17 protein-coding genes are annotated in these 15,003 nt (G+C 62.2%); 12 read left to right on the forward strand and 5 right to left on the reverse strand.

Going from position 1 to position 15,003, the window contains the following annotated elements:
• Window positions 1-4: 4 nt before the first annotated feature.
• The 7 genes from pstA (at window position 5) to BLU37_RS07835 (ending at window position 6,456) form a co-directional block, all read left to right on the forward strand.
• Window positions 5-1,675 carry a phosphate ABC transporter permease PstA gene (gene pstA, locus BLU37_RS07805; protein ID WP_090203766.1) on the forward strand — a complete coding sequence of 557 codons (1,671 nt, stop codon included), beginning with the start codon at window positions 5-7 and terminating at the stop codon, window positions 1,673-1,675.
• Window positions 1,676-1,830: 155 nt separating this feature from the next.
• Window positions 1,831-2,664, forward strand: coding sequence for a phosphate ABC transporter ATP-binding protein PstB (gene pstB, locus BLU37_RS07810; RefSeq protein WP_090203768.1), 834 nt, complete (start codon window positions 1,831-1,833; stop codon window positions 2,662-2,664).
• Window positions 2,665-2,782: 118 nt separating this feature from the next.
• Window positions 2,783-3,544 carry a phosphate signaling complex protein PhoU gene (gene phoU / locus BLU37_RS07815; protein ID WP_010447781.1) on the forward strand — a complete coding sequence of 254 codons (762 nt, stop codon included), beginning with the start codon at window positions 2,783-2,785 and terminating at the stop codon, window positions 3,542-3,544.
• 161 nt (window positions 3,545-3,705) lie between these two features.
• Window positions 3,706-4,629 carry a response regulator gene (locus BLU37_RS07820; RefSeq protein ID WP_090203771.1) on the forward strand — a complete coding sequence of 308 codons (924 nt, stop codon included), beginning with the start codon at window positions 3,706-3,708 and terminating at the stop codon, window positions 4,627-4,629.
• A 229-nt stretch (window positions 4,630-4,858) separates the two neighbouring features.
• Window positions 4,859-5,191 carry a type II toxin-antitoxin system RelE/ParE family toxin gene (locus tag BLU37_RS07825; protein WP_090203774.1) on the forward strand — a complete coding sequence of 111 codons (333 nt, stop codon included), beginning with the start codon at window positions 4,859-4,861 and terminating at the stop codon, window positions 5,189-5,191.
• Complete coding sequence (locus tag BLU37_RS07830; RefSeq protein ID WP_090203778.1) at window positions 5,188-5,493, forward strand: helix-turn-helix domain-containing protein; 306 nt, start codon at window positions 5,188-5,190, stop codon at window positions 5,491-5,493. Before BLU37_RS07825 ends, BLU37_RS07830 begins: the two co-directional genes overlap by 4 nt.
• 66 nt (window positions 5,494-5,559) lie before the next feature.
• Entirely contained in the window at window positions 5,560-6,456 is an 897-nt protein-coding gene (locus BLU37_RS07835; RefSeq protein WP_029532726.1) for a peptidoglycan DD-metalloendopeptidase family protein, read from the forward strand.
• Between the two features lie 165 nt (window positions 6,457-6,621).
• Here the strand turns inward: BLU37_RS07835 and BLU37_RS07840 are convergent, their stop codons facing one another.
• The 3 genes from BLU37_RS07840 to phoB all read right to left on the reverse strand — a co-directional run bounded on the left by BLU37_RS07840 (window position 6,622) and on the right by phoB (window position 10,180).
• Window positions 6,622-7,965, reverse strand: a complete 1,344-nt coding sequence (locus tag BLU37_RS07840) for a hemolysin family protein (protein WP_026007849.1) — start codon at window positions 7,963-7,965, stop codon at window positions 6,622-6,624.
• Window positions 7,966-8,124: 159 nt separating this feature from the next.
• A complete protein-coding gene (gene phoR / locus BLU37_RS07845) occupies window positions 8,125-9,459 on the reverse strand; it encodes a phosphate regulon sensor histidine kinase PhoR (protein ID WP_172833009.1) in 1,335 nt (444 codons plus the stop codon).
• Between the two features lie 31 nt (window positions 9,460-9,490).
• Entirely contained in the window at window positions 9,491-10,180 is a 690-nt protein-coding gene (gene phoB, locus BLU37_RS07850; protein WP_010447794.1) for a phosphate regulon transcriptional regulator PhoB, read from the reverse strand.
• A gap of 153 nt (window positions 10,181-10,333) precedes the next feature.
• On the opposite strand from phoB, the gene BLU37_RS07855 reads away from it, so the two are divergent.
• Window positions 10,334-10,714 (forward strand): COG4315 family predicted lipoprotein, encoded by a 381-nt coding sequence (locus BLU37_RS07855; protein ID WP_090203783.1) that lies wholly within the window; start codon window positions 10,334-10,336, stop codon window positions 10,712-10,714.
• Between the two features lie 164 nt (window positions 10,715-10,878).
• On the opposite strand, the gene ubiA is transcribed toward BLU37_RS07855, so the two are convergent.
• Window positions 10,879-11,769 (reverse strand): 4-hydroxybenzoate octaprenyltransferase, encoded by an 891-nt coding sequence (gene ubiA / locus BLU37_RS07860; protein WP_090203786.1) that lies wholly within the window; start codon window positions 11,767-11,769, stop codon window positions 10,879-10,881.
• On the reverse strand, window positions 11,769-12,332 hold the full coding sequence (locus tag BLU37_RS07865) for a chorismate--pyruvate lyase family protein (RefSeq protein WP_026007848.1): 564 nt from the start codon (window positions 12,330-12,332) through the stop codon (window positions 11,769-11,771). Before BLU37_RS07865 ends, ubiA begins: the two co-directional genes overlap by 1 nt.
• 201 nt (window positions 12,333-12,533) lie before the next feature.
• Here BLU37_RS07865 and BLU37_RS07870 point away from each other — a divergent pair, with 201 nt between their 5' ends.
• From BLU37_RS07870 to BLU37_RS07885, 4 genes are all read left to right on the forward strand, one after another.
• Window positions 12,534-12,701: a rubredoxin gene (locus tag BLU37_RS07870; protein ID WP_010447801.1), complete on the forward strand. Its 168-nt coding sequence runs from the start codon at window positions 12,534-12,536 to the stop codon at window positions 12,699-12,701.
• A gap of 39 nt (window positions 12,702-12,740) precedes the next feature.
• Window positions 12,741-13,889 carry an NAD(P)/FAD-dependent oxidoreductase gene (locus tag BLU37_RS07875; protein ID WP_090203788.1) on the forward strand — a complete coding sequence of 383 codons (1,149 nt, stop codon included), beginning with the start codon at window positions 12,741-12,743 and terminating at the stop codon, window positions 13,887-13,889.
• Window positions 13,890-14,076: 187 nt separating this feature from the next.
• Window positions 14,077-14,352 carry an HU family DNA-binding protein gene (locus BLU37_RS07880; protein WP_003213368.1) on the forward strand — a complete coding sequence of 92 codons (276 nt, stop codon included), beginning with the start codon at window positions 14,077-14,079 and terminating at the stop codon, window positions 14,350-14,352.
• A 215-nt stretch (window positions 14,353-14,567) separates the two neighbouring features.
• Complete coding sequence (locus BLU37_RS07885; protein WP_010447817.1) at window positions 14,568-14,999, forward strand: DcrB-related protein; 432 nt, start codon at window positions 14,568-14,570, stop codon at window positions 14,997-14,999.
• The last annotated feature ends 4 nt before the right edge of the window (window positions 15,000-15,003 follow it).

The raw sequence follows: 15,003 nt of genomic DNA on the forward strand, positions 1-15,003 counted from the left end.
GTCTGTGAAACAGAACTCCCTGAATGGCTGGTTCAAGAGCGGCGCCCCTGGCGTCTGGATCAGCGGTGGTGCGGTGTCCATCGCGGTCATCATGACCCTCGGCTTGCTGGCGGTGATCGCGGTACGTGGGCTGGGGCATTTCTGGCCGGCGGATGTGATCCACGCCCAGTACGCTGTTCCAGGCCAGGCCCCGCAGGTCGTGGTCGGTGAAGTGGTACAGAAGGAAGAAGTACCGCGCGCGCGCCTGAAAACAGCGGGCCTGCCGGTGCCGGAAAACGGCCCCGAGTTCATGACCCGCGAGCTGATCAAGGTCGGCAACCGTGACCTGAACGGCAACGACTTCACCTGGGTCGTCGGCGAATGGTTGACCAACCAGACGACGCCAACTGAACTGATGACCCTCGAGCGTCGTGAGTGGGGCAACTTCTACGGCACCCTGGTCAACGTCAAGGAAAACGGCAAGGTCGTCGCCGAGGGCGAGGCTGCCTGGCCCGAACTGCAGGCGCGGATCGAGCGCGTGAACGGTCTGGCCAAGCAGCTCAAGACCCTGGAGAAGTCCGATATCGGCGCGATCAACGCCGGTCTGGAACGCATCCGTCTGCACGGCCGCAAGCTGGAACTCGAAGGCAAGCTGGATGCCGCCGCCCAGGCTGACATGGACGCCGAAAAGGCTGAACTGAATGCCCGCTACCAGGCTATCGAAGCGCGCCTGAGCGACCTGCACACCGAGTTCAACCGCGACAGCCTCACGGCCCGCGATGCCAATGGCAAGGAACTGGAGATCGGTATCGGCAAGGTGGTGCATGCCTACCAGCCGAACGCCATGGGCACCTTCACCAAGCTGGGCTTCTACTTCAGCAAGGTCTGGGAATTCCTCAGCGACGACCCGCGTGAAGCCAACACCGAGGGCGGGATCTTCCCGGCGATCTTCGGCACCGTGATGATGACCCTGATCATGGCCATGATCGTGACCCCGTTCGGCGTGCTGGCGGCGGTCTACCTGCGCGAATACGCCAAGCAGAATGCCCTGACCCGGGTGATCCGCATTGCCGTGAACAACCTGGCCGGCGTTCCGGCGATCGTCTACGGCGTGTTCGGCCTGGGCTTCTTCGTCTACGTGCTGGGTGGTTCGCTCGATCGGCTGTTCTTCCCCGAAGCCTTGCCGGCGCCGACCTTCGGTACCCCGGGCCTGCTCTGGGCCTCGCTGACCCTGGCGCTGTTGGCGGTGCCGGTGGTGATCGTGGCGACCGAGGAAGGCCTGGCACGGATTCCGCGTACGGTCCGCGAAGGTTCGCTGGCCCTGGGTGCGACCAAGGCCGAGACGCTGTGGAAGATCGTCCTGCCAATGGCCAGCCCGGCGATGATGACCGGCATGATCCTCGCCGTGGCCCGTGCCGCTGGCGAAGTGGCACCGCTGATGCTGGTGGGTGTGGTGAAACTGGCGCCGTCGCTGCCGCTGGACGGTAACTACCCGTACCTGCACCTGGATCAGAAGATCATGCACCTGGGCTTCCACATCTACGACGTCGGCTTCCAGAGCCCCAACGTCGAGGCGGCGCGCCCACTGGTGTACGCCACCGCGTTGCTGCTGGTGCTGGTGATCGCCACGTTGAACCTGTCGGCCGTGTGGATCCGTAACCACCTGCGCGAGAAGTACAAGGCGCTGGACAGCTGATGACGCATTACCTGTAGGAGCAAGGCTTGCCCGTCATCCCGGAGTCGCTACTGCGCCGGTGGAATTGGGGCAAGCCCGGCTCCTGCACAGAGATTGATTGCACACGCCGCGAAGCGGCGTACCGAAACGAATTTGTTAGCGCAGGGAGTTTACCCATGCAGCATGAAACCCAACCCCACGGCATCAACATGTCCGCCCTGGGTCGCAGCAAGCAGAGCCTGGACCTGGCCAGCGAAACCGTGGCCATCGAAGTGCCCGGTCTGAGCCTGTTCTACGGTGAGAAACAGGCACTGTTCGACGTCAGCATGAACATTCCCAAGCAACGCGTGACGGCCTTCATCGGCCCGTCCGGTTGCGGCAAGTCGACCCTGCTGCGCACCTTCAACCGGATGAACGATCTGGTCGACGGCTGTCGCGTACAAGGCGAGATCAACCTCTACGGCAACAACATCTATCGCAAGGGCGAGGACGTGGCCGAGCTGCGTCGCAAGGTCGGCATGGTGTTCCAGAAGCCCAACCCGTTCCCCAAGACCATCTACGAAAACGTGGTCTATGGCTTGCGGATCCAGGGCATCAACAAGAAGCGCGTGCTCGACGAGGCCGTGGAATGGGCGCTCAAGGGTGCCGCCTTGTGGGATGAAGTGAAGGACCGCCTGCACGAATCCGCACTTGGCCTGTCCGGTGGCCAACAGCAGCGTCTGGTGATTGCCCGGACCATCGCCGTGGAGCCGGAAGTCCTGCTGCTCGACGAACCGTGCTCGGCACTCGACCCGATCTCGACCCTCAAGGTCGAGGAACTGATCTACGAACTGAAATCCAAGTTCACCATTGTTATCGTGACCCACAACATGCAGCAGGCGGCCCGGGTTTCGGACTACACCGCGTTCATGTACATGGGCAAACTGGTGGAATTCGGCGATACCGATACCCTGTTCACCAATCCGGCGAAGAAGCAGACCGAAGATTACATCACCGGTCGTTATGGCTAGCAGCGGCGGCGGGCCGTACTCCAGGGGCGGCAAGATGGACGCTGTGCAGAACCCGGATCAACCCATAACTGCTTGAAACGTGCGGCGTGACACCCGCAACTTTCGCGGAGCGAACCCAATGATTGATAAAGAAGGTCTAACCCATCACATCTCCGCGCAGTTCAACGCGGAGTTGGAAGAAGTGCGCAGCCACCTGCTGGCCATGGGCGGACTGGTGGAAAAGCAGGTCAACGACTCGGTGACCGCGCTGATCGAGGCCGACTCCGGTCTGGCCCAGCAAGTGCGTGAGATCGATGAGCAGATCAACCAGATGGAACGCAATATCGACGAAGAGTGCCTGCGCATTCTCGCCCGGCGCCAGCCGGCGGCATCCGACCTGCGGCTGATCATCAGTATCTCCAAGTCGGTGATCGACCTTGAGCGTATCGGCGATGAAGCCACCAAGATCGCTCGTCGTGCCATCCAGTTGTGCGAAGAGGGCGAAGCGCCGCGTGGTTATGTCGAAGTGCGGCACATCGGCGACCAGGTGCGTAACATGGTTCGCGACGCGCTGGACGCCTTCGCCCGCTTCGACGCCGAGCTGGCACTCTCCGTGGCGCAGTACGACAAGATCATCGACCGCGAGTACAAGACCGCGCTGCGTGAGCTGGCCACCTACATGATGGAAGACCCCCGCTCTATCTCGCGGGTTCTGAGCATCATCTGGGTGCTGCGTTCGCTGGAGCGTATCGGCGACCACGCGCGTAATATCTCGGAGCTGGTAATCTATCTGGTACGCGGTACCGACGTACGGCACATGGGTCTCAAGCGCATGCGTCAGGAAGTTGAGGGCGTGTCCCCCGAAACTGCTAATGTTATGGACAAAGCTGACGATAAGTAAGATTGCCCGAGAAAAACGCCCGGCCAAAGGCCGGGCGTTTTTGTTTGTGGCCTACGAATTTTACGCGCCTTGCGAGCGATAAAATCCCGGCGTGACTGCGTCAGTTTTGGGCAAGTGGCGATTAGCCAGTATGCTGGCCGGGATTTTTAGAGGAATGGTCAATGAGCAAAGTCAGTGTGTTGGTGGTGGATGACGCATCGTTCATCCGCGACCTGGTGAAAAAGTGTCTGCGCAACTACTTCCCGGGTGTGCGGATCGAAGACGCCGTCAACGGACGCAAAGCCCAGGCTATCCTGGCGCGTGAGGCGTTCGACCTGGTGCTGTGTGACTGGGAAATGCCCGAGATGTCCGGTTTGGAACTGCTGACCTGGTGCCGTGCCCAGGACGCCCTCAAGGCCATGCCGTTCGTGATGGTCACCAGCCGTGGCGACAAAGAGAACGTGGTACAGGCGATCCAGGCCGGGGTGTCCGGCTACGTCAGCAAGCCCTTTACCAACGAGCAGTTGCTGACCAAGGTCAAGCAGGTGCTGCACAAGGTCGGCAAGCTCGACGCCCTGATGAGCAGCGCGCCGAAGGCGAATTCGGCGTTCGGCAACGATTCGTTGAGCGCGTTGACCGGCGGCAAATCGGCGGTCGTGGCACCTGCCTCCCCGGCAGCTCCTGCGGCTGCGCCAGCTGCGTCCAGGGGCATCCTCAACAGTCCACCGGTGCGCCCGGCAGCCGCTCCAGCGGCGAGCGCGGCGACGGGTGGCCGTGGCCAGGGGCAGTTGCGCCTGTCCAGTGGCACCCAGCAGTGCGTGATCAAGGGCCTGAGCATCAAGGAAGCCCTGCTGCTGGTAAAACGTGGTGAGGTTCTGCCACAGGTCCTGGAAAGCGCCGTGCTCGACCTGGAGCAGGGTGACAATGCCGAGGTCGCCCGCCTGAACGGCTACCTGCACGCGATCGTCGCCCATGAGCCGAAGCCGGACAGCGACTGGCTGCAGTTGACCTTCCGGTTCATCGACCAGGATGCCCAGAAGCTCGACTACATCTCCCGCCTGATCGCCCGCGGCACCGCCCAGAAACACTTCGTTCCTGGCGCCTGATGCCCGCCTGACAACCCGATGTGCCTGACGCATCGGGTTGTTTTCGTTGTTCCTACCTTGTGTATCGAAAAACCTTTCGTCCGAATCCAGGTTCGTCCGATTTATTTATATCTATTTTGATATAGATTGATCAGAGGGCATGGCTGCCAGCCAATCCTTGCAACAACCTCGTGCCACGCACTGCTTGCCCGTTGATTACGCTTCTTCCTGGCAACCACAGGAGGCAACGATGGCAAGGCACAAGGACGTGGTGTTTGTGGGGAGCTCGCTCAGGGATCTGCGAGCCTTCCCGCTGGAGGCGCGAAGAGCAGTGGGGTTTCAGTTGGATCTTCTGCAGCAGGGTGAAGCACCTTGTGACTGGAAACCCATGATGACGGTAGGCCGGGGTGTCTACGAAATCCGCGTCAGTGACGAGAGCGGGGCGTTCCGGGTGTTTTATGTGGCCAATAGGGTTGATGCCCTGTATGTCCTTCACGCCTTCAGGAAAACGACCCAGAAGACCCAGGCCCGCGATATCGAGTTGGGCAGGTTGAGATATCAGGAAATAGGAGCAACGCCATGACAGGTCACGCCAATGCCGAACGTTTTTCATCCGTCTGGGATGCCTTGGAGGAGACGCCCAGGGAGGCGGCCAACATGCGCCTGCGCTCCAGGCTGATGATGGAGCTGATCGGCAGGATCAATGCCTGGGAGCTGTCCCAGAAGGAGGCGGCCAAGCGCCTGGGAATCAGCCAGCCGAGGTTGAACGATCTGCTCAATGGCAAGATCGACAAGTTCTCCCTGGACGCATTGGTCAACCTGTCGGAACCGGCGCAATTGGGTGTCGACCTGTGCTTCGGGCAAGGAGTGGTCCAGTCGAGCTGATTCACACAAACATCTTGGCGGCCTGCTAATCTGCTCGCCACGTTTCGTTTGGCGGCTTTCCCCATGTTGTTCCTGCGCCTGCTGTTTTCCTGTGGCCTGTTGATGGTCGCTACCTCGGTTTCGGCCATGACGATCTACAAGTACGTGGACGCCAATGGCGTGGTCACCTACAGCGACCGCCCGGTACCGGGAGCCCAGGTGTTCGTGTTTCGCGATCGGATGGTCGAGCACCTGGAGCGTCAGGTGCGCCTGGACATTCGCAAGCACAAGGGCGGCGACGAGGTGTTCGTGCGCAACGACCTGTATGCGCCGGTGGAGATCGAGCTGAGTTTCGGCGCCTTGAAGAACGTCAACGGAGCGCCCATGCAGCCGATTCGCAAGGTGTTGCCGGCGCGCAGCAACCAGCGCCTGGCGCTGCTCAGCGCCGCCCAGGCCGGGCAGCCCTTCCTGTATACCCCGAAATTCCGTTATTCCCTCGGTGATCCCGGCGGTCAGGCCCAGGGCTATCGTTATCCGTTTCCCTGGCGCGGCGGTCCGTTTCGCCTGACCCAGGGGCCGAACGGCGAGTACAGCCATCACGGTGCCAAGAGCCGCTACGCGATGGATATCGCCATGCCGGTGGGGACACCGATCATTGCGGCGCGGGGCGGGGTGGTGGTCAAGACCGAGAATGAACAGTCCGGGCGCGGCAAGAACCCGGCGGGCAATTTTGTCCGGATTCTGCACGACGACGGCACCATGGGCGTCTACCTGCACCTCAAGCAGGGCTCGGTGAGCGTGCGCGAGGGCCAGCGGGTGGCAGTGGGCAGCCCGCTGGGGCTGTCGGGCAACACCGGCAACAGCACCGGGCCGCACCTGCATTTCGTGGTGCAACGCAATACCGGGCTGGGGTTGGTGTCGATTCCGTACCAGTTCAACCAGCCAATGGAGGCGTTGCCGAACTTCGCGGTGGGTGGGCAGTGATCCTGGACTGCCCCCAAGAAATTGGACACTAATCCGGGGCAGTCCATCCTGTGGGAGCCGGCTTGCTGGCGATCCGCCGCAGGCGGCCATCTACCGATTCTGTAGCGTTCATGACACCGCTATCGCCAGCAAGCCGGCTCCCACAAGGAGTCTATCTATCCCCGATCAGTCGAGCTTGAGGACCTTGGCCAGGATGATCTTCGGCCCCTTCATCTTCTTGATGATGATGCGCAGACCTTCGACCTCCATCACCTCTTCCTCCTCCGGTACGCGCTTCAGGCTATCGTAGACGAGGCCAGCGAGGGTTTCCGCTTCGATATGGTCCAGGTCGATGCCTAACAGCCGCTCGACCTTGAACAGCGGCGTATCACCGCGAACCAGCAGCTTGCCTGGCTGGTAGGCGAGGATGCCGCGTTCGGCCTTGCGGTGTTCGTCCTGGATGTCTCCGACCAGCACTTCGAGCACGTCTTCCATGGTCAGGTAGCCGATCACCTTGCTGTCGGCTTCCTCCACGAGGGCGAAGTGCGAGCCACCCTGGCGGAACTGCTCCAGCAGGCGTGAGAGCGGCATGTGCTTGGACACACGCTCCAGCGGGCGGGTCAGCTCGGCCAGGTTGAACGATTCGGGAATGTGGTCCAGTGCCGCCAGTTCCAGTAGCAGGTCCTTGATGTGCAGCAGACCGACGAACGCATTGCGCTCGGCGTCGTACACCGGATAGCGGCTGAACTTGTGGCGGCGGAACAGCGCCAGGATTTCCTTGAGCGGCGCGTTGCAGTCCAGGGTCACCAGGTCTTCGCGGGAGTTGGCCCAGTCGACCACCTCCAGTTCGCCCATCTCCACGGCCGAGGCCAGTACGCGCATGCCCTGGTCGCTGGGATCCTGGCCACGGCTGGAGTGCAGGATCAGCTTGAGTTCTTCCCGGCTGTAATGATGTTCGTGATGCGGACCGGGTTCACCCTGGCCGGCGATGCGCAGGATCGCGTTGGCGCTGGCGTTGAGCAGGTAGATGGCCGGGTACATCAGCCAGTAGAACAGGTACAGCGGCACCGCCGTCCACAACGACAGCAGCTCCGGCTTGCGGATCGCCCAGGACTTGGGCGCCAACTCGCCGACCACGATATGCAGGTAGGAAATGATGAAGAAGGCGGTGAAGAACGACACGCCCTTGATCACTTCGGGGGAACTGACGCCGACGGCGCCGAGCACCGGCTCCAGCAGGTGGGCGAAAGCCGGCTCGCCGACCCAGCCCAGGCCCAGGGAGGCGAGGGTGATACCCAGCTGGCAGGCGGACAGGTAGGCGTCCAGTTGGCTGTGGACGGTACGCAGGATCTGCCCACGCCAGCCGTTCTGCTGGGCGATGGCTTCGACCCGGGTCGAACGCAGTTTGACCATGGCGAACTCGGCCGCAACGAAAAAGCCGTTGAGCAGCACCAGGATCAGAGCAAAGAGAATCATGCCGAAATCGGCGAATATCGAAGCGAGGGTCAAGCTACTAGAGGAAGGGTCCATGATGGAGTTTTACGGGTTCCGTATTTCAATATGAAGGTGTGTTTCGCGGCCTGAAAGGCAGGCCCAAGCCATCCAATGTAGCGGCCCGCGATCCCCTTGCCTAGTGGCCTGTGTGCGAATTGACCGTACGGGCCCCTGGGGCGCGAGGCCCACGCGCGTTCAGACGGAGAGTTCGTTCTGGTGCGTGCGCACGACCTGGGCCGGGGCAAAATGGCAGGTGAAGGTACTGCCATGGCCCGGCACGCTGCTGATCTCCAGGCGGGCCCGATGGCGCAGCAGCACATGCTTGACGATGGCAAGGCCCAGGCCGGTGCCCCCGGTATTGGAGTTGCGGCTGGAGTCGACGCGGTAGAACCGTTCGGTCAGGCGCGGCAGGTGCTTGTTGTCGATGCCGATCCCGGAATCCTGCACGCTCAGGTGCGCGCCCTGTTCGTCGCCCCACCAGCGCACGCGGATATTGCCTTCGGCCGGGGTGTACTTGACGGCGTTGAACACCAGGTTGGAGAAGGCGCTGCGCAGTTCGCCCTCGCTGCCCTTGAGGCGGATGTTTGCGTCGGCTTCCACGGTGATGGTCTGGTTGAGTGGCCCGGAGAGCGCCTGGGCGTCGTTGCGAATGGTCTGCAGCAGGGTATCGACCTGGACCGGATGGTTGTCCGACGGATAGTCGGTCGCCTCCAGCTTGGCCAGCAACAGCAGGTCGTTGAGCAGGGTCTGCATGCGGCCGCCTTGCTGCTGCATCTGCTGCAGCGCACGGCCCCAGCGCGGGTTCACTTCCTCGACATTGTCCAGCAGGGTCTCCAGGTAGCCGCAGATCACCGTGAGCGGCGTGCGCAGCTCATGTGAGACGTTGGCGATGAAGTCCTTGCGCATCTGTTCCAGCTGATGGATACGGGTGACATCGCGCACCAGCATCAGGTGTTCGTTGTTGCCGTAGCGGGTGATGTGCAACTGGATGCGCAGGCGATCGTTGGTCGGCGAGGGGATTTCCAGCGGCTCGGCGTAATTGTTCTGCTCGAAGTATTCCTTGAAGCGCGGGTGGCGCACCAGGTTGGTCACCGGCTGGCCGCTGTCCTGCGGGGTCTTGAGGCCGAGCAGTGTTTCGGCGGCGCGGTTCCACCATTCCAGGTTGCCGTCGCTGTCGAGCATGACCACCGCATCCTTGAGGGCCGCGGTGGACTCCTGGACCCGGTCGATCACCGCCTGCAGGCGTCCGCGTACCCGTTGGTCGCGGCGCTGCAGGTGGTAGATGCTGTCGAACACGTCGCCCCACAGCCCATAGCCATCCGGCGGTGCTTCGTCGGGCTTGTGCAGGCGTAGCCATTCGTGCAGCCGCATCAACTGCTTGAGGGTCCAGGCGAGGTAAATCCCCAGGCCCACGGCCAGAGCCCAGCTGTAATAGCCGCTGATCAGGCCAACCAGCAGACAGCCGGTGATGAGCAGCAACAGGTGGCGGATCAGGGTGCCATGCCAGTTCTGATTCACTTCAACATGCATCCTTGTCAGCAGTCAGCGCGCAAAAAGCGGTTCAACCCTTGGTGGAAAACCGATAGCCGGTGCCGCGCACGGTTTGTACCAGATTTTCGTAGGCGTCGCCGAGGGCTTTGCGCAGGCGGCGGATATGCACGTCGACGGTCCGCTCTTCGACATAGACGTTGCCACCCCAGACCTGGTCCAGCAGCTGCCCACGGGTGTAGGCGCGTTCCTGGTGGGTCATGAAGAACTGCAGCAGGCGATATTCGGTAGGGCCCATCTCTGCCGGCTTGCCGTCGATGGTCACGCGGTGGCTGATGGGGTCGAGCAGCAGGCCACCGACTTCGATCGGTGCTTCGCCGTCCGTCGGGCCGGCGCGGCGCAATACGGCTTTCAGGCGGGCAACCAGTTCGCGAGGGGAGAACGGCTTGGTGATGTAGTCGTCGGCGCCGACTTCAAGCCCCTGGATCTTGTTGTCTTCCTCGCCCTTGGCGGTGAGCATGATGATCGGGATATCGCCGGTCAGCTCGTCGCGCTTGAGGCGTCGGGCCAGCTCGATGCCGGAGGTGCCGGGCAGCATCCAGTCGAGCAGGATCAGGTCAGGTTTGCGGTCGACGATGATCGCATGGGCCTGCTGGGAGTTTTCGGCTTCCATGCAGTCATAGCCGGCCATTTCCAGGGCGACAGCGATCATCTCCCGAATCGGGGCTTCGTCGTCGACGATCAGAATGCTCCTGCCAACCATGTCCCTTAATCCTCTTGTCATTTAACTGTCTTGCGCCGCATTAGATAACGAAATTATTGCAGTCATGTGACAGCTTTTCCGGGAGGCAGACGATATTCATGTTCATGAACTAAGCTGGGAGTTCGAATCTACAACCACAAAAGGAAGGTTCTGATGACTCGTTCTTCGTTTTCGTTGAAAGCCCTGTTGGTCGCAGCGGCCCTGTCGCTGCCGGCACTGGCGGCCGCCGCCGAACCTGCCATGGCCAAGGGTGGAATGCTGGTCGATCACCATGGCATGACGCTGTACACCTTCGACAAGGATACGGCGGGCAAGTCAGTGTGCAACGGCGACCCTTGCGAAACCAACTGGCCACCGCTGGCTGCCACTGCAATGGACAAGGCTTCGGGCAAGTGGAGCGTGATCAAGCGCGATGATGGCAAGCTGCAGTGGGCCTATGATGGCAAACCGCTGTACACCTTCAAGGCCGACAAGAAGGACGGCGACATGACCGGTGATGGCAAGGGCGGTGTCTGGCACGTAGCCAAGCCCTGAGGGCGAATGGGGCGGGCGCTTGAGTCACGCCATAGGTGGGTGGCTCACGAACCAGGAGGCCCCTCGAACCTGTAGGAGCAGGGCTTGCCCGCGAATGGGTCCTTGAGACCCAACAGCTTCGCGGGCAAGCCCTGCTACAAGGGGGCTGCCTGGGTCTTCCCGGTTCAGCGCATCGCGTAATCGAGCACCACGCCGATGAAGATCGCCATCCCCGCCCAATGGTTGTGCAGGAACATCCTGAAACAACGCTGCGGATCACGGTCGCGGGTCATCCAGAATTCCCAGGCGAAGCACGCCGCTGCCACCAGCAAGCCGGCGTGAAACCAACCGCCCAGCTCGAAACGCGCGCCGGCCAGTAGCAGGCAGCCGAGCATCAGCCCTTGCAGTGTCAGAATGATCGCCCGGTCAGCATCGCCGAACAGGATGGCGGTGGATTTCACGCCGATCTTCAGGTCGTCCTCGCGGTCGGTCATGGCGTAGTAGGTGTCGAAGGCCACTGTCCACATCAGGTTGGCGATGTACAACAGCCACGCGGCCGCCGGCAGGTTGCCATCCTGGGCGGTGAACGCCATCGGGATGCCCCAGGAGTAGGCGGCGCCCAGCACCACCTGCGGGTAGTAGGTGTAGCGCTTCATGAAGGGATAGCAGGCCGCCAGGGCCAGGGCGCCGAAGGAAAACCACACGGTGGTGGCGTTGGTGCACAGCACCAGCACGAAACTGATCCCCATCAGCAGGGCGAATACCGTCAGTGCCTCCTTGCCGCTGATCCTGCCCGCCGCCATGGGCCGCTGCTCGGTGCGCTTGACGTGGCCATCGACCTTGCGGTCGGCGAAATCGTTGATCGCGCAGCCGCCGGCTCGGGTCAGGACCACGCCCAGGCCGAAAATCAGCAGGTGGCTCAGCGACGGAACCCCTTTGGCCGCGATCCATAACGCGCTCAAGGTCGGCCACAGCAGCAGGTAGATGCCGATGGGCTTGTCCATTCGCGTCAGTTGCAGGAAATCCCAGGCGCGTGGGTGCAGCCGATTCAGCGATTTGAGCAGATTCAGGTACATCAGCAAGGCTCCTGGGTGGCATCGATGGCGCGCCACAGACTCGGCAGGAAGATCTCCGCCACCAACAGACTCAACGGCCCGCGATTGAAGCGCGAGCGCCGGCCCCAGAGATCGTCGGCACGATATTCGGCCGGCAGCCAGGGCGCGGGGTAATGGCACACCTCGATCGCCTGGCGTTCGAAAGCCTGGTCGCAGAACAGCAGTTCGCCCAGCGAGCGACTGCCCAGCTCATCCAGGTTCAAGCCGCCTTGCTGCAAGGCGCTCTGCGCCGCCACGCTGCGGGCGAACACCCAGGGTTGGCCATGGCCGCGCAGATAGACCTCGCGGACCCAGCCGAGGCTGTCGACGGGCAGTTCCAGGGCATGACACTCATCCTCGCGCAACGTTTGCCAGCCCTCGAACAGTGGCATGACGCTGAAGGCATTATCGGAAAGCCGTGTCAGACGGCGGGTCAGAGAACCCTCGTCGAACAGCCAGTCAAGCGTCTGAATGCTGGGCAGGGGCACCAGCCGGCTCCGGGTGAGCCAGGCGGGCGAGGCCGAGGATGGAGTGTTGTGCGACACGATGGGCAGTTGATCGGCAGCCAGTGAGGCGGCGAGCTTACCACAGGGTGTCCGGCCAATTAGAGCGCCTGGGACGCCATCGCTAGCGATCGTGCTTGCATCTGGCGGCTTCGGTCAGTACAAAACGCCCTGAGCCGGACGGCAACGCTGTATCCAACGATCGTCCGTGCCAAACATGCCTGGGAACCGAGGAAGTAGCGAATGAAGAAGTGGCAATGTGTGGTCTGTGGCCTGATCTACAACGAGGCCGATGGCTGGCCTGACGATGGCATCGTTGCCGGCACGCGCTGGGAAGATGTTCCGGAAGACTGGCTGTGCCCGGACTGTGGTGTTGGCAAGGCCGACTTCGAAATGATCGAAATCGCCTGATCGAGCAAATTTCAAGCAATCATGGATGTGGAGAAAGGAATGAACGCACCTGTCGTGATCGTCGGTACCGGGTTGGCCGGTTATAACCTGGCCCGGGAGTTTCGCAAGCTCGACGGCGAAACGCCGTTGTTGCTGATCACCGCCGATGACGGGCGTTCCTATTCCAAGCCCATGTTGTCCACCGGCTTTGGCAAGAACAAGGACGCCGATGGCCTGAGCATGGCCGAGCCTGGCGCCATGGCCGAGCAGCTCAAGGCCGAAGTACGCACCCATACCCGCATCAGTGGCATCGACCCGGGTCACAAGCGCCTGTGGATCGGCGAGGAGGCGGTGAGCTATCGTGACCTGATCCTGGCCTGGGGTGCGGAAACCGTGCGTGTGCCGGTCGAGGGCGATGCGCCCGAGGCGATCTTCCCGATCAACGACCTGGAGGACTATGCGCGCTTTCGCGCCGCCGTGGCCGGCAAGCAGCGCGTGCTGTTGCTGGGCGCGGGACTGATCGGCTGCGAGTTCGCCAACGACCTGATCCTCGGCGGTTACCAGGTCGATCTGGTAGCGCCTTGCGAGCAGGTCATGCCGACCCTGCTGCATCCGGCTGCCGCAGCGGCGGTGCAGGCTGGCCTGGAAGGCCTGGGCGCGCGTTTCCATCTCGGGCCGGTGCTGACCCGCCTGCAGCGCGTCGGCGACCATCTGCAGGCGCATCTGTCCGATGGTGAAACCCTCGACTGCGACGCGGTGGTGTCGGCCATCGGCCTGCGCCCGCGCATCGACCTCGCGGCGGCGGCGGGCCTGCAGGTCAACCGTGGGGTAGTGGTCGACCGCCATCTGCGCACGTCCCACGCCAATATCTACGCCCTGGGCGACTGCGCCGAGGTCGATGGGCTGAACCTGCTGTATGTGATGCCGCTGATGAGCTGCGCCCGTGCCTTGGCCCAGACCCTGGCGGGCAACCCTACCGCCGTGACCTACGGCGCCATGCCCATTACGGTCAAGACGCCGGTCTGCCCGCTGGTCGTGTCGCCTGTGCCACGGGGCATGGAAGGGGTGTGGACGGTCGAGGGGCAGGGGGCCGATATCACGGCGTTGTGCCGTGATGCCAGCGGTCGCCTGCTCGGCTATGCCCTGACCGGCGGCGCCGTTGCGCAAAAGCTGGCCTTGAACAAGGAACTGCCGGCGCTGCTGGCGTAAATAGCGCTCCTTCTGTCGCAAACCCCCCGCTTTTGCTGCTACAAAGGTCGCAGGCAGACTGGCGCGGGGCTCGGTGCCGTGCCATTCTCCTCCCGTCTGTCGCAGCGTAGAGCCTGCGGCGCTTTGGGCGCTGTTCCGGGAGAACAGCACGGACATAACAACAAAAAACCGTCAAAGAGGCTTCACTATGCGTAAACCAGAACTCGCCGCTGCAATCGCTGAAAAAGCGGATCTCACCAAAGAACAAGCCAACCGTGTACTGAACGCGGTTCTCGAAGAAATCACCGGCGCGCTGCACCGCAAAGACAGCGTGACGCTGGTGGGCTTCGGCACCTTCCTGCAGCGTCACCGTGGCGCCCGTACCGGCAAGAACCCGCAAACCGGCGAGCCGGTTAAAATCAAGGCCAGCAACACCGTGGCGTTCAAGCCGGGCAAGTCGCTCAAAGACAGCGTCAACCCGTAAGCCTCATGGCAGTACTCCCGGAGCAAGGGGAGTGTTGGGAAGCAATGGGCACGCCGATCGGATCGGGTGCCCATTTTCATTGCCCGTACGGATAAAAGTGAGAGCGGCGTCATGGCTCGGCGAACGCCCGCCGTGGACACCTTGATTGTTACCAGTTATTGCCTGAAGATTCGCGGCTCATCGAGTCATCCACCTGCATGGACCGTGTTTCCATCATGACCGCATACCGCCTTCAGGAAGCCGACCTGGACATTCCTGAGACCTGGCAGGACCAGAGCCTCAATATCTTCAAGCTGCCTGCTGTCGGCGGTGCCCGCGAAGCCAGTTTTGTCATCAGCCGCGACCCGAGCCGTGGCGACACGCCGTTCGTCGACTATGTCGAGGCCCAACTGAAAAGTGCCGAGCAGCAGTTGCCCGGTTTCAGCCTGATCAAGCGCTGGGATTTCGTCCTGAGCGAGCACGCCGCCGTGCTGCTCGACTACAGTTGGCAGCGTGAAGGACGCGAGTTGATGCTGCGTCAGGTATTCATCGACCGCAAACCGGTGGGCTTGATTGCCACCCTGACCACCACGCCGAACGATCTCGTGTATCACGAGCCGGCGTGGAAGGCGGCATTGCAGACGCTCAAGCTGCAACCCCAGACCTGACCGG

The sequence above is a fragment of the Pseudomonas asplenii genome, from assembly GCF_900105475.1.
Lineage (GTDB): Bacteria > Pseudomonadota > Gammaproteobacteria > Pseudomonadales > Pseudomonadaceae > Aquipseudomonas > Aquipseudomonas asplenii.